The sequence below is a fragment of the Alloacidobacterium dinghuense genome, assembly GCF_014274465.1.
GTDB lineage: Bacteria > Acidobacteriota > Terriglobia > Terriglobales > Acidobacteriaceae > Alloacidobacterium > Alloacidobacterium dinghuense.
Genome location: NZ_CP060394.1, coordinates 3,208,602 through 3,226,860 on the forward strand (window position 1 = coordinate 3,208,602; position 18,259 = coordinate 3,226,860).

Genomic DNA, 18,259 nt, shown 5'->3' on the forward strand with positions numbered 1-18,259 from the left:
GGAGGATTCTGCGATCAGGCTTCAAAATGGATTCTCAAAGAGGGATCTGAAGAATAACGGAAAGGGAGAAATCATTGGCCTCATAAATGATGAAAAGGCCCTGGAATATACTGACCACGGAGCAGAATCGAGCCCCTGAATTGAAGCGTCTTGCAGTCAGTTCAGAAATGCCTGGGACTTTGTCAGGTGCCTCGTTTGGAAAATGTCGCCATCAGAGATATAGTCTTGGGTGGAATCCAGCGTATGCGAAACGTTTCTCAAAGACTTCTTCACCACTCTTCATGAAAAGCGCAAAGAGCAAAAAGTCGAAAGTCGGTCTACGGGAAATCGCGGCTGCTGCTGAGGTGAGTGTAGCTACCGTCTCCCGGGTTTTGAACGGAAACAGTCGCGTTGATCCGGCGATCCAGAAAGCCGTGCTCGGCTCAGCGGCTAAGCTGAAGATCGATCTCTCGCAAAGAAACCGGACAAAGGCGCTTGCTTTCCTGCTTAGCAACCGCGCCATGCTTCATCCCTTCCACTCACGTGTTTTAAGCGGCGCAGAATCATACTGTGCAGCACACGGATGGGACATGGTCTTCTTGTCTTTCCACTATTCTCGGAACGCCACTCGCGACGAATTGCATCTGCCTCGCGTGATCCAGCGGCGTGACATTATCCGTGCAGTCATCCTCGCCGGGACGAATTTCGCCAATCTTCTGGAACTGCTGGACTACAAGGGAATCCCCTACGTGGCGCTTGGCAACAATATCGTTGGAGAATCACAGGATTCAAAGAACGATCTGATCTTTTCTGATGATGGACAGGGTGGCTACGATATGACCCGCTATCTCCTCACGCTGGGCCATCGCGACATCTGGTTTGTCGGTAATATTCGTTTGCCCTGGTTCGCCCGCTGCTTCTCTGGCTACAAGGGCGCAATGGAGGAGAGCGATCTGCAGGCGCGCCACAGCAGCATCGATTCGGAAGACGATGCGGAAGCGGGATATCTCGGAACAAAATCCGTGCTGGCTCGCGGAGAACCTGTGACCGCCATCTTCGCTGGCAACGACTCGACTGCACATGGCGTTTATAAAGCGATCAGAGATAGCGGCCTGAGCATCCCGGACAACATCAGCGTCGTGGGATGTGATGATACGGTGGGTGCCTGGCTTTTTCCCGGCCTGACCACCATTCGAGAATTCCCTGAGCAATTGGGCAAGCAGATGGTAGAGCTAATGCTCAACCGCATTGCCCGACCGAACCTTGAGCCGCAACGAATCAAAATTCCTACGGAGCTGATAAAACGGGAGTCCTGCCGCGCCATTGCCGGCGCCATCCAATCCTGATCTGGGGATAGCAACCGGCCTTTGAGGTTCGTAACAATCCTCTAGACCTTTTCCGGAACGGCAAATGGCGCACGGTATCCCCGATCTCCGTCGCGAAGCATCTGGTTGGCCGCATCATCGCCCTTAACGAGTTGTGTTTCGGGATCGAAATTGAGAGTGCGTCCAAGCCTATAGGATGTGTTCGCCAAGTGCGCCAGTCCTGAGGAAAAGTGCCCTTCCTCGATCGGGGCACGCAGGTCCTCTTTCTTGCGGCTTATGACACATTCAATGAAATTCGCGAAGTGATTCTCTTTCGCCTCTGGAGCCGATGGGCCGGGCTGCTGTTCCTGTCCCAACCAGCTTTTGTATCCGGCAACGTTGTCGATCGCCAGATAGCCTTTCGAGCCATAAAAGATATTTCCCACGCTGTTGTAAGACCCTTCCTTTGGCCCCAGTCCTCCATGGGCTGTCTCGGCGGATGCCGCCGACGCATCGCGTCGCTGTCCTATGCCAGCCTCATGGTTTGATATCCAATGGCGCACCTCAAATTCAAGCAGGGCGCGCTTTCCATTGGGCAGGTTGTATTCGAAGGCGCAGTTCAGAGTGTTCGGCGTCTGCTGGTCATCATCGAACATAAAATGGCCGCCGATCGCTGAAATCTTGTTCGGAAATCCCAGTCCCAATCCCCATCGCGCGATGTCTATCTGGTGAATCCCCTGATTGCCCAAATCTCCGTTTCCGTAATCCCAGAACCAATGCCAGTTGTAGTGAAAGTGATTCTTCGTAAAAGGCTGAAGCGGAGCAGGCCCGGTCCATAAATCGTAGTCGACGCCTGCTGGCACAGGCGACGCGGGAGTGTGACCGATCGTGTCTCTCCATTTGAAACACAATCCGCGTGAGAGATAGACATCTCCAATCAACGCTTCCTTCTGGATCTTCTGCACTGCTTCTATTACTGCAGGGTTTGATCTGCTTTGAGTCCCATGCTGGACGATGCGGTTGTATTTCGCGGCAGCGCGTACGATCTGGCCCCCCTCCCACAGATTATGCGAGCAGGGCTTTTCGACATACACATCCTTTCCTGCCTGGCACGCCCATATGGCCATCGAGGCATGCCAATGATGGGGCGTGGCGATGGAAACGGCATCAATCGACTTGTCATCGAGGAGTTTACGAATATCTTTATATGTCTTAGGCTGACAACCCAGCTTTCGCACTCCGGCGAGACGCTCACTCATCACGTTGTCATCGATGTCGCAAAGTGCTGCGATTTCCACATTCGGGAGTGCCCCATAGGATTGAATATGATTTTCACCCCTGCCGCGCAAGCCAACAACTGCGACCCGCACCCGACTGTTGGCGCCAAGAATTTTTGGTTGATCGCCCCACGTGCGAAGGCTGGTGCCGGCTGCCGCGACAGCAATCGATTTCGCTCCCGTCTTTAGAAAATCCCGCCTGCTTTCATCCATTTATTCACCCCGTTTCTCCATGAATAGTTATGCAGCTTTCGTTATGGGTGCGCAGCATAGTCATCGTACTGCTTTGCCACTTGCGCCTCTTTGTAATTGCCTTTGTGGACCAGGAGCCGGTAACGAAAGTGAATCGACTCTCCGGCTGGGATGGTATAGCTGCCGTCCTGCTTTGTATCACGGAGAAAATAAGAGAGCCCGAATGGATTTGCTGCCAACAGTCCGTATCCGCGAGCGTGCCAATATGTGGGGTGGCGAAAGCTCTTCGGATGATCAAAGATCGCGACACCAAGTTCGTGGCCGTCGATCGTTCCATCGACATTCACCCAATTGGCACGTTTACCCCATATCTGAGGCTCTCCTTCTCCGCCCTCAGAACTAACCATGGTTCCCTGCGGTGCGTCGAGTTCGGGAGCAAGACGGATAGCGAACGTTCCCTCTTTGGTGTCACCAAACTTCACCAGTTGCTTCCCGGCGCGAATTGTGATTTCACAATCGATGATGCGCGTGCTCTTGTCTCCGCTGAATGTATAGTCCTGGATTTCCTGCGCGAATGCCTTCTGATCTGGGCCCTCAAGGTCGAATGTCGCCCGCAGTTTGCCAGAATTTGGCCCGCCATGCATCTCATCTATCTTGCGGAAGACCATCCGGCCATAATTGGACGACACATCATGTCCGTAGTATTTCTTAAACGTCTCTTCCGCCCAGAAGTTATAGCCATTGATATCACCGTGGCCAAAGTACATCCCGCGCTGATGCGGTTCCAGGCTGCGGTCATGTTCGTGTTCCGGCGGGACAACGTCCATGTCAGGAAAGCTGCGTGTTACCACGGCTCCATCGGCATCTCGCACTGGCTGCAGATAGGCTTTCGCGATCTTCGGATCGAAATTGAAGGTTGTGAAGGGCTTTGCCCCAACTGTCACCTCGACTGTGTAGCCCGTGCGGGTAATCTTGATGGGTTCCATCTGCGCCGAAGCTGGTAGAGTCAGAAATCTTGCCGCCAATGTAAAAAGAGACAATCGATAAAGCCACTTACACGCCACGGAGTATTCCCTCGCAATCTTTAAATTCAATTCCACTGAGACGATCGAAGCATGATCACTGAAGCATCTCTGGTGCTACTGCTTATCTGCCGCCATTTCTCTTTCCTGCTGTTGAAGAATGCTCCACATCGTCCCAGAGAAAATCATCTCCTGTGACTTCTGCGGAACCGCACAGGCATCCAGCATGGCGTGATAACGTGACAGCGCACCATCAAACTCATCGAGTTCCCCATTGAAGACATCCGAACCGAAGACAAGCTTCTCAAAAGCGTTCGCTCCGCTCTTCGGGGTGTGAGGACTGACGAGACCGCTCCACCAGAAAATCGATTGGAAGAAGCGGTAGTCGTTCTTCTTCTTGAGAAGAGTCGTTCCCGAAACATCGAAGTAAAGATTTGGATCCCATCGACCAATTTCGGCTGCTTCGGCGTAATCGGGATTTCCAAGATGAGCGGCAATAATCGTCAACTTCGGCCAGTGCCGGGCAATCAGATCAAGACGAGTCACGCGACTTCGGTCGAAACTGATGTCAGCTGGCTGCTCTGGGTGTAGTCGGTTGACAATACCCGTATGGAAGAGAAGAAGCATGTGGTATCTGTCGGCACGATCATAAATAGGCCAGTAAGAACGGTCATCGTAGTTTTTCAGTGTAGAGGTAATCTCGCCTAAGCCACGAAAGCCTGCCTGATGAAATCGGTCGATCTCATCCATGACGTTCGAGTCGTCCAATTTCACATCTCCGAACCCGACGAATCGATCCGGATGTTCTCGGATAAATCTGGTGGCCTCAGGCAGTCCTTGAGGCGTTGTGAGCAATATTGCGATTCCGTCGACGGCGTTCAACTTAACGAGAAGCTTCTCTAAAACACCTGGTTCGCCGTTGTAATGCACATGAACGTCGATCAGCCTTGGAGTACCAGCTTGCGCCAACGCTGAAATTGCAACCGAAAATGTAAAGAACAGTAACCCCCATCGATGAAACGGCCTCATCAATTTCTCATTTCGCTTTTCAGATTTCCTGCGGTGGAGTATCTCCGACAGGCTCACTTCGTAAACCCTTGCCTGATCATTTCGGATAGCGTAATAACATCTTCTCGATAAGTCAAGAATTGTTTCTCGTTTATTGTGAAAATTTTCTCGATCTGCCAGCACCTTTTCTCGATTCATTGTTTACTTCTGGTGGGCGTTAAGATTCGGAGGTAAGTACATGGTCCGCCGCGCGACTGCGCGGGTAAACAGGAGAAGAGGTAAGATACGCCAGATACTGACTCACCAAAACTTCCTTAGAAAGTAAATTTGGCAGCCAACTGAATGCCTCTCGGGCCACCTCCACCGAGGAAGGGATTGCCCAAACCTACATCTCCGGTTGCGGTGATGGGGTAAAATCCAGCGCTCACTTCACGCGAACCGCTCTGGGAGAAGCCGTTCGGTGCGGCGTCTGCAATAAATGCTGGCAGCAATGGGCTCGCGAAGTTTGGGTGATTCACGATGTTGAAGAACTCCGCTCGCAACTGAAGCGAAAAACGCTCGGAGAAGTTGGTGTTCTTATAAACCGCAAAGTCCCAGTTCTTATAGGAAAGTCCCCGCAAAGAATCGCGACCCAGATTGCCGAAATGCCGCGTGCCGGGAACGCAGTCCTGCGCCTTGCCGGTGATGCCGTTGGTTAATGCATATTGTGTCAGCGAACACGGGACTGCGAACGAAGAGAGGTCAAGGAATACAGCAGGGTTGGTCTTGTATTGCGGCCGCGCCACGATGTCGGGGCGATCGAACCCTTCGCCACTTCCGCTGTAGTCGTCTTCGTAGTTGTAGTTCAGGTTGAAGGGCTGGCCGTCCTGCAGCGTGACTGTGCTGTCAAGCCCCCAGCCATTGCGGAGTAGCTGCATGCTTCCCTGCATCTTTGGCAACTCATAACCGAAGACCAAAGTAAAACGGTTGCGGACGTCGAAATTCGAGTCGGCATATTCGAGGTCCGGGCGCGTGCTGTTGTTTGGCTGGGAAGCATTCGGCACAAAGTCTTCACTGTCGCTCGCATTATCGAAGGAGTGGGACCAGTTGTAGTTGAGAATGGTGCTGATTCCGTGCCAGTCCGGGACGCGCAGATTGACCTGGAAGGAGTTGTAGTTGGAGTGAGAAGTGGACTCCTCCTGATTGATGTAGAACGCGCCGTAGGGGTTATTGAGGTAAACGCGGCTCGCGCTATTGAAGATGGGAATGCAGCCAGGCCCACCACCGGGATAGCAAGGAACACGGTTTCCGGTTATGGGGTTGGGATAGGTGTTCCCTTGTGCAAACGCAATATCGGTCGCGGTGATGGCAGCCTGACCAGGCTGATTGATATCGCGGAAGCGCAACAAACGGCGTCCCACAGAACCCACGTAGCCAACCTGCACAAGAGCATAACTTCCAATCTTCTGCTGCACATTCAGGTTGTAGTTCATCATGTACGGCGTGCGAATATTACGATCCACCGAAAAGATGTCGCCGGAGGGAGTTGCTCCGGGTGCAGAGAACACGGGCGCACCGGAGACGATGGTACCTCCATTGGCAGCCACAGAGAAAATCGGCGCCGGGCCGAGCGGATTATAGGCGGGGCCGGGATCGAAGGAACTGTTATACGGCAGGTGCGCGAGAAAGACATCTTGAGAATAGGCATCGAAGAAGACGCCGAATCCACTGCGAATAACGGTCTGTCCCTTGCCGCGCGGATCGTACGAAAAGCTGACGCGAGGAGCAAAGTTTAGATAATCGGGCTTATAGAGGCTGCCCAATCCCGGTTGGCCCACCTGGGTAAGGGTCAGAGTGCCTCCAGGGGGGTCGAATGCCGTGACGTTGCTCAGCAGGTCGTTCTTCTCGTGGAAGACACCGAAGTAGTCCCAGCGCATTCCGTAGTTCAAAGTCAGGGTCGGCATCACGCGGTAGCTGTCCTGGAAGTACAGACCGTGATTGTTCTGGTAGCTGTGGCGCTGCGAGTAGCCGAGCGATTGTGTGCCATTGGTTACGGTTCCAGCGAGAAAGTCAGCAAGCGTGTCAAATACAAGGCGTCCGCGAAAGTTCGTGCCCAGGAACTGCGTAATGCTGGTGCGCCGGAATTCGTAGCCGAATTTCAATGAGTGTTTTCCCGTGGTCCAGGAGAAGTTGTCGAAGCCCTGCCAGTTGGAGTCAAAGCGCTGACGCGGATCGGACTTGCTGGCGCCAATCACCGAATAGCTGCCAACAGCGATCACAGGCAGTCCCTCGTCCGCTGAGCCGGTGCCAACATTCAGTCCGATGGAACTCGGATTAAAGCTACGATCCTCAGGAAAGAATCCTTCGGCAAATCGGTTCCATCCCATGCGGGCCTCGTTCACCTTGTTCGGCCCGAGGATCGAAACCAGCGAGATCGAGACTAGCTGTACGCGTGTGGGAGTGAATGTGTTGAATCCGGGGAGAATGCCACCGCCTGACAACGCCAGCGGAAAACTCTGCGTACTGTCGCCGTAAAAATAGCGCCCGCTGAGCATGTTGCTCTGGTTGAAATTGTGATCGACCTTTGCGATGAGGCTGGTAATCAGATTGCTGGAGGGCGCAATCACCGCTGCATTGGGCGCGCTGCAGCCGGTTGGACCTGTGGTTACTCCGCTTAGGTTCGGAGTGGGCCATGGATTGCGGGCGAGGATCGCCGCAGTGACTGCATTGGTGACGCCGCCCAGACTGGCAATGTACGCGGGATCCGGAACACACGCCTGGCTCACCGTTCCGACGCTCTCGCGTTGACCTTCATAGTCGAAGAAGAAGAAGGTACGGTTGCGAATGATGGGGCCGCCGATTGACCCTCCGAACTGATTGTTGTGGAACGGCGCCTGCGTTTGTCCCCTGGGATTGAAGTAATTCCGCGCATCGAGAGCGTTGTTGCGGAAGTACTCCGCAGCCGTCCCGTGAAAATCATTTGTGCCGCTCTTGGTGACAATGTTGATGATGCCACCGGCGCTGCGTCCGTACTCGGGCTCGTAGTTCGAAAGCACCCGCAGTTCCGAGACGGCATCGATGGGCAGGATGGTCGCCGGCGCGCCGAAAACGCCGGGCTCATTGACGGCCGGGTCGTTGCGGTAGCCGTCGTTCATGTCGGTGCCGTCGAGCAGGAAATTGTTGGAACGCCCGCGAGCGCCATTTACGGAAAATGCGCCAAAAGAGCCAGGGGAATCACTGATCTGATCGGGTGAGCCGGTGACTCCGGGCGAGAGATAGATGAGCTTAGTGTAGTCACGCCCATTTACGGGAAGATTCTTCACGTCCTGGGTGGTCAAAGTTGCGCCCAGCGTATTCGATGTGGTCTCAACCTGGAGAGCATTGGCTGATACGACGACTTCTTCCTTCAGGCCGCCAGTCTGCAGCGTGACGTTAAGATTTACCTGACTTCCTACGGTCACTTCCAGTCCGTCAGCCTGGTACGGGTTGAATCCCGTCATGCTTACGGTGATGCTGTAGCGTCCAACGGGAAGTTCCGGTACTGTAAACGCGCCGTCGCTATTGCTCTGCGTCGTTCGTTCGATGCCGGTATCCATGTTCTTCACTGAGATGGGAGCACCGGGAATCACCGCTCCGGACGCATCAGTCACAGTGCCAAGCAGAGTGCCCCGAAATGTTTGAGCAATGAGGACAGATGTGCAGGATAGAGTTGCGAGAGGCAACAGGAGGATGAGAAGCCGCAAGACCGAACGCATGGCGTCCCCTTTTTCGGGAGAGTTTTTGCTGGCCCGTCAAACAACACAGTACTTTACATCACTTTCGATTACAGTTCTCTGAATAGCCTTACACTCACTGCGACCTAGGATCGCGATTACTTTTCTGAAGGCTTAGCCTGGTGAATTGCTTATACCGTTTTGCGGGAATCGCGACATTAGACCGAGTGCCGCGACAATGGGTTAAAGCCATCCAGCCGGTCGGCAGTGAACCCCTCGCGAAAATTGTCATCGATCCTCCGCTGGCCGAACCGCTCGGCTCCCAGGAACTAACGAATCGCGGTGGCCGATACAGACGAAAGCTAGATCCTCTTAATTAATCCTTCATCCGTCGCTCTGGTATTGCGCACAAGCAACAGCACTAAGAGCATTCCTGCGAAAGGAACTAACCCTGCAACAACAATGATGGGGTCGAAAGAGTTGCTCCCCATTGATTGACGCGCGTCGCTGAGGTGTCCCACGAAATAGAATGCCACGATCGTTCCGACGCCAGCTGCACTTCCACTTAGTCCGCTAATCGAAGCTACCGAGCCTCCATGAAACACATCCGACGGAAACACATTCGCCATCGTTGAGAAAGCAGAATAAGCCAAAGAAGCCAGACCAAATAGGCCTGCGATGAGATACAGGTTGTTCGTAAAAATGGTGGGGATCAGCATTGTCACGCCAATGCCACCAAAGATAACCACCGCTTTGCGAGCGACGCCGACCTGCCATCCACGTTGAATCAAGTAACCGGAAAGAGCGCCGCCGAAGAAGTTGCCCAGATCTGCGCTAATGAACGGTATCCAAATAGCAATCAAGCCACTCTTGAGTGCGATCCCTTTCGCCACCAGGTAAATCGGAAACCAATCGGTGACAAAAAACCAGACGGGATCTGTAAACAGCCTGGAGATGATGATTCCCCAGGTTTGAGGAAACTTCAGAAGGTCGATCCAGTGCGGAGACAACGCGCTTTTCGACACGTCGTCTTCACTCTTATCTGCCACGATGTATTGCAATTCGGCAGCGCTGATGCGGCTATGCCTCTCTGGAGGCTGATAAAGCCAGCGCCAGACGATTAGCCAGAGAAAACCAAGCAGTCCAGGAATCATAAATGCTGGACGCCAGCCCCAACGAAAGTAGATCGGAAGAATCAAGAAGGGTGCAATAGCGCCTCCGATCGATGAGCCGCTATCGAACAAGGCTGTGGCTAGTGCGCGCTCTTCTTTCGGAAACCACTCCGAGACTGCCTTGGTCGCAGCTGGCCAATTCGCCGATTCACCTGCTCCCAACAGAAAGCGAAACATCGTGAAACTGAAGAAACCTCGAGATAACGACGTCAGGATTGAAATGACCGAATACCAAACCACTGTGATCGTCAGGCCTCGTCGAACCCCAATGCGATCCAGCAGGCGACCGGATAAGGCCTGCCCCAAGGTATAGGCAACACGAAACCCGATCACAATGGTGGCATAATCACTGTTCGTCCAACGATACTGCACCTTCAGATAGGGAGCCAGCAGTGACAGGGTCTGGCGGTCGATGTAGTTGATAACGGTCGAAGCAAAAAGAATGCCGCCAATCCACCAGCGCAACGACAGTATTGGCCGCGCTCTGTTCGATAGGCTCATTTCGAAGGGGCTGAGCTGATTGAGCCAGAATATAACTTCCGATCCAGGAGGGCTGCGGAGTCTTCGTCAAGATATACAGTGACGTTTGCATGCGTTCTTAGGATTGAAGCCGGCGCCATGGGGCTGATCTCTCCATTGAAACAAGCTTTGATGGCTGGCGCCTTTTGCGGACCCGGTACAACTGCAAGAAGTTCTCTCACCTTTAGAATCTGCTTGACTGACATTGATATCGCTTGCAGCGGAACCGCGGTGATATCAGCAAACCAAGCTTCACCTACTTGCTGGCGACGGCAGGCTTCGTCGAGCGTCACAACCAGATAGGGTTCTTCTTCCTCGAAATCCGCTGGTGGATCGTTGAAAGCCAGATGCCCATTCTCGCCGATTCCAAGAAACGCAATGTCGATCGGGGCCGAAGCTATCGCCTGACTGGCACTCTGCACAACCGATGCAACATCACCATCACCGTCAAGCAAGTGATAGTTGAGGATTCCGGTTTTGTAAATGAGCTGGTCCAAAAGCATTTTGCGAAAGCTACCGGGATGAGTAATATCCAGACCGATGTATTCATCCAGATGGAAGACCTCAACCAGTCGCCAATCAATTCCAGGGGAATTGGTTAGCTCCTCGAGAAATTCCTTCTGTGATGCCGCAGTCGCGACTACGATACGCGCAGAGCCACGGTCGCGAATTGCCGCCCGAATCGCCGCAGCAGCCTGCTCTGCAGCAGCCCTGCCCATGGAGCGCCTATCATGGAAAATTCTGAAATTCATCCGTGTATGTCCTCGCTGGTCAATGCAACTTTCCTGAGCTCGTCTTTATTGAGTTATTTTGCTGGCGTCGAGAGTCTTAACATCGCTGCACAGTTCCTGGCGAGATAGATGATCTCATTGTTACTCAGCACATTGAATCGATTGAATACGAATGATTGTTGATATCACAGTCCGCCATGTCTATAAAGAAAAAATTATCTGGCACTTCCCGCGTTAAAAGAACGCACACAACCGCTGTCATGGCCGACCTGGATTTGACATAATGTCGCGAGCCAGCGAGCTGAGCCGAAACATTTGCGAGAAGTTCAGCCGAGAGCCGATTATTGAAGATACGCTGGCTTGCGAGGGACCAATCCGGCTATCGTCCGCCTCAAGACGCGAGAAGGCAAGTTGCCGCCGGGAGGTCGTAATGGTTCTTATTTGCATCCCATCACAGGATGCTCTAATTGGAAGAGCCACCGCCAGAGGTTAGAAAATATTTATGAACGCACATCGTACGACCTTGAAATACAAATTCATTCGCATCACAATTACAGGGGGTCGCGCATGAAGAGAGCAATTTGGACTTTAGCTTCTTTGGGCATGCTTACCCTTTTAGTTACGCTGGCACCGGATATTCGCCGCTATCTCCGCATTCGCTGTATGTAATCGGCGCGCAATCAGAGGCGTGGTTTCGTTCGATACGGCGCACAAGTTTTTCTTTTCTCCGTGCATCAGCTCTCTTGCCTAAATCAAGATTGAAGCTGAATATGGACGCGTGTATTTTCTCTGTGGTGTCACGCTCCGCAGGAAAAAGCAGGCATCCTCGTCATGTGTTCTCAGGAAAAGGCAGACCGCCAGCCGCTGCCCATTTCGGAGATTGAAGTTCTCTGGATCACTGCGGGTCTGGGTTGCGATGGGGACACGATCGCCGCCACAGCCGCTACGCAGCCAAGCATTGAGGACATTGTTCTTGGAGCGCTTCCTTGGATTCCCAAGGTACACTTTCACAATCCATTTCTTGCTTCTGAAGTTGGAGACGACTTCATGGCGCATTTTCACGCCGCTGCTGAAGGCAAATCAAGGCCCTTCATTCTCGTGCTGGAAGGCTCTGTCCCCAACGAGAAGAATAAGAAGGTGGGATATTGGGCATCGTTCGGAACTGACCGTACAACGGGCCAGCCTATTACCACATGCGAATGGATTGACCGACTTGCGCCGAAAGCATGGGCAATCATCGCGGCAGGCACTTGCGCAACGTATGGCGGAATCCATGCGATGGAAGGCAATCCAACCGGATGCATGGGCCTGCCTGATTATCTTGGCTGGAAATGGCGCTCGATCGCGGGCATTCCCATTGTTTGCGTTCCAGGCTGCCCTGTTCAACCCGACAATTTCATGGAGACGCTGCTCTATCTGCTGACCATGGCCGCCGGTCGCGCTCCCATCATTCCGCTCGATGAATGTCTGCGACCCGCATGGCTCTTTGGCAGCACGTTGCATGAAGGCTGCGATCGGGGCGGATACTATGAGCAGGCGCAGTTTGCGGAAGAGTACGGATCGCCGCTCTGCATCGTGAAGCTGGGCTGCTGGGGTCCGGTGGTGCAATGCAATGTGGGTAAGCGCGGCTGGATGGGTGGCATCGGCGGCTGCCCCAACGTTGGAGGCATATGCATCGGGTGCACGATGCCAGGGTTTCCGGACAAGTTCATGCCGTTTATGAATCAGCCGCCCGGTTCCTTACTTTCGTCGGCCGCGGTGCAAACCTACGGACGCGCCATCCACGCCCTTCGGCGGTTCACCCAGGCGTCACTCAATAAAGAACCGATCTGGCGACAGAAGATGTCTTCGTCAGGCAACCAGAATGAAATGGCGTAACTCTTCGATAGAGATGGAGGAAAACGGCAAACGGTGCCGTCTAATCAACATGGCTTCTCCCGTCGAGAGGATCCGAGAGAAAGGCGCCCACTTATCGCAGTTTGCGGTTGCCGGAGACGAATTGAGAGAGATCGGTCAGGCGGAGGCCCTCCTCTTCGATCTAGCCAGTGTTTTTAATAATTCGTCCGCAGGTTCGGGGTCAATCGGAGAATATTGCGTTTCGGATGCGCCGAGTGCGGATGCGCAAACGCCGGACCTCGAAGCTAAATACCGTGCCCTGCTGGAACAAATGCCGGCAGTCGTGTTCATGGTTTATCTCGATCGAGGAATCAGTGAGGCTTACGTTAGCCCGCAGATCGAAGCGGCCCTTGGCTATTCGCGGGAAGAATGGCTGGAAGATCCCATTCGCTGGTATCAGCATATCCACCCGGACGACAAACAGCGGTGGAGTGTGGAAGCCGCGGAAATGTTCCTAACGGGCAAGCCGCTGCGATCCTCATATCGTGTCATTGCGCGAGACGGACGGGTGATCTGGTTCCATTGCGATGCCCGTATGGTGCGCCGCGATGATGGACGTCCGTGGTTTATTCACGGCGTGGCATTCGACATATCGGATCTCAAACGAGTTGAAGAAAAGCTCGAGGAAGAGCGTAACTTTGTAACCACGATTCTGGACACGGTGGGAGCGCTGGTCGTCGTCCTAGATGACGCGGGACGTATCCTGCGGTTTAATCCTGCGTGTGAACTCACCACCGGTTATTCGATTGAAGAGGTGCAGGGCAAATGCATATGGGACCTGTTTCTCCTTCCCGAAGAAGCAGCCCGTTTCAGGACCATGTTTGAAGTGCTGCGCGCTGATCTGCTCACTCAGGATTACCAGAGCACTTGGATGACAAAGCATGGGGAGCAGCGATTGATCGCGTGGACGAGCACATTGCTGCACGGAAACGGCGGCACCTCAAACTATGTCATCGCTACGGGAATCGATATCACGGAACGGAAGCAATTGGAAAAAGCGATTCTCGACATCAGCGCGCGCGAACAGCGCCGCATTGGCCAGGACTTGCATGATGGTTTGGGGCAGCATCTCACCGGAATCGCTTTTATGGCCAAGGTTCATGAGGCGAGACTGGCGGAGCACAAGCGGTCGGAAACAGAAGATGCCACAAAGATTGTGAAGCTTGTTAATGAAGCCATACACAAAACACGCGAACTCGCCCGCGGTTTGCTTCCGGTAGTCTCCGATTCACACGGGCTCATGTCTGCTTTGCAAGTTTGGACGGCAGAAGTAGAGGATTTATTTGGAGTATCATGCCGCTTTCAGTGCGAATCGCCCGTCCTGATTCACGACGTGACGACAGCTACGCACCTATATCACATTGCGCAGGAGGCCGTGAACAACGCAATGAAGCACGGAGAGGCTCAGAATATCGTGATTGAATTGACGGCTGACCAGGAACGAGGCAGACTCGCCGTTCGCGACGACGGCAAAGGCATTGCGGATGTATCTGAACGAGCCCAGGGAATGGGACGACATATTATGCGCTACAGAGCTGGAATGGTCGGAGGAGCGCTTGAGATACAACGAGTCCCACCGCGCGGGACCGTGGTGATCTGTAGTTTTCCGATGAAAGATTGCGGATAGCGTTCGCATGACAGAGATCGCCAAATCAAAACGCTCTGCGCGGAAGAAAGTCTTCATCGTGGACGACCATCCCCTGCTGCGCCAGGGCTTGGCGCTCATGATCAATCGCGAAAACGATCTGATGGTTTGCGCAGAGGCCGAAGAAGCGCAGGCAGTGATGAAAGCAATCGCCGCAGACAAGCCGGATATCTTGATTGTTGATATCTCGCTCAATGGTCCAGATGGATTGGATCTTCTGAAAAATATCCGTGCGCTCTATCCAGATCTCCCCGTACTCATCCTCTCGATGCATGATGAGTCCATCTACGCGGAGCGCGCACTACGGGCTCGCGCGAACGGCTACATTATGAAGCAAGAAGCTACGGAGAAGGTTCTCGTGGCTGTAAGGCGCATTCTCGGGGGAGAAATCTATCTGAGTGATCGAATGGCCAGCAAGCTGCTCCATCAGTACATCAGTGGAGCTTCAACAGATTTGGATTCACAACTCTCCGCTCTCTCCGATCGCGAATTAGAAGTATTCCGCCTTATTGGTGAGGGTCGCGGGACTCGCCAGATTGCAGAAAAGCTGCACCTCAGCATAAAAACGGTTGAAACCTATCAGGCACATATCAAGGACAAGCTTTCGCTTCGCAGCGGACGCGAACTTGTACAGCATGCCATTCAATCGAAGCTCCGATAGCGACCTGGAAACTTCTACATTTGCATTGCTCGACTTATCCGAAGCTATTCAGTCGAGCTTTGTGCCAACTCCCTCAGGGAATCCCTTATGCCAAAACGAGTATTCGGGACGAAGACAAAATAGGATCAGTCCCGCTTGTAAATCGAATCCTGCCTCTGTTCCGATGACATGTTCGCCCGTGACGGCGGCGTTCACTCACTCCTCCGCCATCCTCGTAATAGCAAGCACTTGCAAAAAAGGAGAAGCAGATCATGACAGCGAAACAAGCACCTCATGGCCGCGTTACTCAGAAAGCGCCGGCCGTGGCAGAAGTGCACATTGTCTGGATGACTGCCGGCTTGGGCTGCGATGGAGATTCGGTCTCAATCACGGCGGCTACGCAGCCCAGTATAGAAGATGTTTTGCTCGGCGCCATTCCCGGTCTGCCGAAGGTGCATCTGCACAATCCTGTTCTCGCCTATGAGGTTGGCGATGACTTCCTGAAGTACTGGTACCTGGCGGAGGAAGGCAAACTCGATCCGTTTGTGCTTGTCGTCGAGGGGTCTATTCCAAACGAAAAGATAAAAAAAGAAGGCTATTGGGCCGCGTTAGGAACCAACCCAGACACAGGGCAGCCAATTACAACGAATGAGTGGATCAATCGTCTTGCTCCGAAAGCACTGGCCGTAATTGGCTGTGGAACGTGCGCAACATATGGCGGCATTCATGCAATGGAAGGTAATCCAACGGGCTGCATGGGGCTGGCGGACTATCTGGGATGGGACTGGAAATCGAAGGCGGGTTTGCCGATTGTGAATGTTCCCGGCTGCCCTGTTCAGCCGGATAATTTCATGGAGACGGTTCTGTACTTGCTATATCAGGTGGCCGGCTTGGCTCCTATGATCCCGCTCGATGATCAACTCAGGCCTACGTGGCTGTTCGGCAGGACCGTACACGAAGGCTGCGACCGTGCCGGATATTACGAAGGCGGAGACTTTGCGACTTCATACGGCTCACCCAAATGCATCGTGAAGTTGGGATGCTGGGGCCCCGTCGTGAACTGCAACGTGCCCAAGCGCGGCTGGATGGCAGGGCTCGGAGGCTGTCCTAACGTGGGCGGAATTTGTATCGGCTGCACAATGCCCGGATTCCCTGATAAATTCATGCCCTTCATGGATGAGCCTCCAGGCGCAAAGCTATCGAGCACGGCCATTGGCGCTTATGGCAAAGGAATTCGGGCTCTGCGAGCCCTTACCAACGAAACCGTGAACAAAGAGCCGAAGTGGCGACATCCACGTGCTCAGCTGACAACCGGATATCATCCGAGATCCTATTAACTTACCAACCCGGCTAACTCAATTTAGGAGTTACTAAGATGGGCACAATTACAGTCGAGCGCAAAGAAGAAGCCAACCCGCCAAGCCAGTTAGTAGAGATGAATTGGGATCCGATTACACGGATCGTCGGCAGCCTGGGAATCTTCACAAAGATTGACTTCGGCAAGCGCAAAGTGGCGGAGTGTCACAGCACCTCCTCGATCTTTCGTGGCTACAGCATCTTTATGAAGGGAAAAGATCCGCGGGATTCGCACTTTATCACAAGCCGCATTTGTGGTATCTGCGGCGACAACCATGCGACCTGCGCCACTTACGCGCAGAACATGGCGTTCGGTGTGAAGCCTCCAGCAATGGCGGAGTGGATTGTGAACCTTGGCGAGGCCGCCGAATACATGTTCGACCACAACATCTTCCAGGACAACCTGGTCGGTGTGGACTTCTGCGAGCAGATGGTGAAAGAAACGAATCCCGGTGTGTTTGAGAAAGCGGAAAAGACCGAATCTCCGCATGCCAACCTGCATGGATATAAAAACATCGCCGATATCATGCGCGCTCTCAATCCCTTTACCGGTGCCTTCTACCGCGAGGCTCTGCAGATGAGCCGCATGACCCGCGAAATGTTCTGCTTAATGGAAGGGCGTCACGTCCATCCGTCAACGCTCTATCCGGGCGGTGTTGGGACCGTCCCGACCGTTCAGCTCTTCACCGATTACATCGTCCGGCTGATGAAGTATGTCGAGTTCATGAAGAAAGTTGTGCCGCTGCATGACGACCTCTTCGATTTCTTCTATCAAGCCCTCCCCGGTTACGAAGAGGTCGGCAGGCGGCGGATTCTTCTCGGTTGTTGGGGCTCATTCAACAATCCCGATGTCTGCGACTATACGTACGAGAAAATGACCGACTGGGGTAGGAATATGTTCGTCACCCCGGGTGTCGTGGTCGACGGCGAGCTCGTCACCACAGACCTGGTGGACATCAATCTCAACATACGCATCCTGCTCGGTAGCTCCTATTACGACGATTGGCAAAACGCTGAAATTTTCGTAAGAAAGGATCCCCTGGGGAATCCAGTAGATCAACGGCACCCGTGGAACCAGACTACGTATCCAAAGCCGCAGAAGCGCGACTTTACGGGAAAGTACACATGGGTAATGTCTCCCCGCTGGTATGACAAGCGCACAGGAGACTATCTGGCGCTCGACACAGGCGGTGGCCCAATCGCACGCTTCTGGGCAACGGCGCTGGCCGGCTTGGTCGACATCGGCTACATCAAAGCCACCGGACACAGCGTAAAAATCTATCTTCCGAAGACCATGTCGCTGCCCGAGGTTGAGTTCGAGTGGAAGATTCCCAAGTGGAGCAATGCCATCGAACGCGATCGCGCCCGTACGTATTTCCAGGCTTATGCGGCTGCTGCCGGACTCTATTTCGCCGAGCAGGCGTTAGCTGAGCTGCATGCTGGCAGAACAAAGACATGGAATGACTTCAAGGTTCCTGAAGAGGCCATTGGATGCGGTTTCCATGAGGCGGTTCGCGGAGTGCTTTCGCATCATGTGGTGATCCGCAATCACAAGATCGCCAACTATCATCCTTATCCGCCAACGCCATGGAATGCGAATCCACGTGACAGTTTCGGCACACCCGGACCTTACGAAGATGCGGTACAGAATACGCCGATCTTCGAAGAGAACGGTCCGGAAAACTTTAAGGGCATCGACATTATGCGGACTGTGCGCAGCTTCGACCCATGCCTGCCCTGCGGCGTGCATATGTACCTGGGGAATGGAAAAGTGCTTGAGACCCACCATTCTCCAATGTTCGGGCTACAGCAAAAGCCTTAGTTAA

The 18,259-nt window shown here is 53.5% G+C and carries 13 protein-coding genes; 7 read left to right on the forward strand and 6 right to left on the reverse strand.

Annotated features, from left to right (window positions below; genetic code table 11):
• Positions 1–281: 281 nt before the first annotated feature.
• Positions 282–1,325: a LacI family DNA-binding transcriptional regulator gene (locus tag H7849_RS13165; protein WP_186739794.1), complete on the forward strand. Its 1,044-nt coding sequence runs from the start codon at positions 282–284 to the stop codon at positions 1,323–1,325.
• Between the two features lie 41 nt (positions 1,326–1,366).
• Here H7849_RS13165 and H7849_RS13170 read toward each other — a convergent pair whose 3' ends face one another.
• The 6 genes from H7849_RS13170 to H7849_RS13195 all read right to left on the reverse strand — a co-directional run bounded on the left by H7849_RS13170 (position 1,367) and on the right by H7849_RS13195 (position 10,884).
• A complete protein-coding gene (locus H7849_RS13170) occupies positions 1,367–2,773 on the reverse strand; it encodes a Gfo/Idh/MocA family protein (RefSeq protein ID WP_186739796.1) in 1,407 nt (468 codons plus the stop codon).
• Positions 2,774–2,814: 41 nt separating this feature from the next.
• On the reverse strand, positions 2,815–3,738 hold the full coding sequence (locus H7849_RS13175; protein WP_186739797.1) for a DUF6807 domain-containing protein: 924 nt from the start codon (positions 3,736–3,738) through the stop codon (positions 2,815–2,817).
• Positions 3,739–3,891: 153 nt separating this feature from the next.
• Entirely contained in the window at positions 3,892–4,803 is a 912-nt protein-coding gene (locus H7849_RS13180) for an amidohydrolase family protein (protein WP_186739799.1), read from the reverse strand.
• A 293-nt stretch (positions 4,804–5,096) separates the two neighbouring features.
• Positions 5,097–8,516 carry a TonB-dependent receptor gene (locus tag H7849_RS13185; protein WP_186739801.1) on the reverse strand — a complete coding sequence of 1,140 codons (3,420 nt, stop codon included), beginning with the start codon at positions 8,514–8,516 and terminating at the stop codon, positions 5,097–5,099.
• Between the two features lie 320 nt (positions 8,517–8,836).
• Positions 8,837–10,147, reverse strand: a complete 1,311-nt coding sequence (locus H7849_RS13190) for an MFS transporter (protein WP_186739803.1) — start codon at positions 10,145–10,147, stop codon at positions 8,837–8,839.
• The gene (locus H7849_RS13195; protein ID WP_251106254.1) at positions 10,144–10,884 is read right to left on the reverse strand and encodes a 6-phosphogluconolactonase; all 741 of its coding nucleotides are present in this window, start codon (positions 10,882–10,884) and stop codon (positions 10,144–10,146) included. The genes H7849_RS13190 and H7849_RS13195 overlap by 4 nt, the downstream gene beginning before the upstream one ends.
• A 579-nt stretch (positions 10,885–11,463) precedes the next feature.
• Here H7849_RS13195 and H7849_RS27435 point away from each other — a divergent pair.
• The 6 genes from H7849_RS27435 (at position 11,464) to H7849_RS13220 (ending at position 18,255) form a co-directional block, all read left to right on the forward strand.
• The gene (locus tag H7849_RS27435; RefSeq protein WP_432756490.1) at positions 11,464–11,565 is read left to right on the forward strand and encodes a DUF6893 family small protein; all 102 of its coding nucleotides are present in this window, start codon (positions 11,464–11,466) and stop codon (positions 11,563–11,565) included.
• Between the two features lie 162 nt (positions 11,566–11,727).
• Positions 11,728–12,774, forward strand: coding sequence for an NADH-quinone oxidoreductase subunit B family protein (locus tag H7849_RS13200; RefSeq protein ID WP_186739807.1), 1,047 nt, complete (start codon positions 11,728–11,730; stop codon positions 12,772–12,774).
• Between the two features lie 121 nt (positions 12,775–12,895).
• On the forward strand, positions 12,896–14,419 hold the full coding sequence (locus H7849_RS13205) for a PAS domain-containing sensor histidine kinase (protein WP_186739809.1): 1,524 nt from the start codon (positions 12,896–12,898) through the stop codon (positions 14,417–14,419).
• Positions 14,420–14,426: 7 nt separating this feature from the next.
• Positions 14,427–15,098 (forward strand): response regulator, encoded by a 672-nt coding sequence (locus tag H7849_RS13210; RefSeq protein ID WP_186739811.1) that lies wholly within the window; start codon positions 14,427–14,429, stop codon positions 15,096–15,098.
• A gap of 251 nt (positions 15,099–15,349) precedes the next feature.
• Positions 15,350–16,414 (forward strand): NADH-quinone oxidoreductase subunit B family protein, encoded by a 1,065-nt coding sequence (locus tag H7849_RS13215; RefSeq protein WP_186739813.1) that lies wholly within the window; start codon positions 15,350–15,352, stop codon positions 16,412–16,414.
• A gap of 38 nt (positions 16,415–16,452) precedes the next feature.
• Positions 16,453–18,255, forward strand: a complete 1,803-nt coding sequence (locus tag H7849_RS13220; RefSeq protein WP_186739815.1) for a nickel-dependent hydrogenase large subunit — start codon at positions 16,453–16,455, stop codon at positions 18,253–18,255.
• The last annotated feature ends 4 nt before the right edge of the window (positions 18,256–18,259 follow it).

Excerpts from the sequence above, each read along its gene's own strand:
- H7849_RS13170 (WP_186739796.1), bottom strand. The coding sequence starts at position 2,773 with ATGGATGAAAGCAGGCGGGATTTTCTAAAGACGGGAGCGAAATCGATT.
- H7849_RS13180 (WP_186739799.1), bottom strand. The coding sequence starts at position 4,803 with ATGAGGCCGTTTCATCGATGGGGGTTACTGTTCTTTACATTTTCGGTT.
- H7849_RS13190 (WP_186739803.1), bottom strand. The coding sequence starts at position 10,147 with ATGAGCCTATCGAACAGAGCGCGGCCAATACTGTCGTTGCGCTGGTGG.
- H7849_RS13185 (WP_186739801.1), bottom strand. The coding sequence starts at position 8,516 with ATGCGTTCGGTCTTGCGGCTTCTCATCCTCCTGTTGCCTCTCGCAACT.
- H7849_RS13175 (WP_186739797.1), bottom strand. The coding sequence starts at position 3,738 with ATGGAACCCATCAAGATTACCCGCACGGGCTACACAGTCGAGGTGACA.
- H7849_RS27435 (WP_432756490.1), top strand. The coding sequence starts at position 11,464 with ATGAAGAGAGCAATTTGGACTTTAGCTTCTTTGGGCATGCTTACCCTT.
- H7849_RS13220 (WP_186739815.1), top strand. The coding sequence starts at position 16,453 with ATGGGCACAATTACAGTCGAGCGCAAAGAAGAAGCCAACCCGCCAAGC.
- H7849_RS13195 (WP_251106254.1), bottom strand. The coding sequence starts at position 10,884 with ATGGGCAGGGCTGCTGCAGAGCAGGCTGCTGCGGCGATTCGGGCGGCA.
- H7849_RS13200 (WP_186739807.1), top strand. The coding sequence starts at position 11,728 with ATGTGTTCTCAGGAAAAGGCAGACCGCCAGCCGCTGCCCATTTCGGAG.
- H7849_RS13215 (WP_186739813.1), top strand. The coding sequence starts at position 15,350 with ATGACAGCGAAACAAGCACCTCATGGCCGCGTTACTCAGAAAGCGCCG.
- H7849_RS13165 (WP_186739794.1), top strand. The coding sequence starts at position 282 with ATGAAAAGCGCAAAGAGCAAAAAGTCGAAAGTCGGTCTACGGGAAATC.
- H7849_RS13210 (WP_186739811.1), top strand. The coding sequence starts at position 14,427 with ATGACAGAGATCGCCAAATCAAAACGCTCTGCGCGGAAGAAAGTCTTC.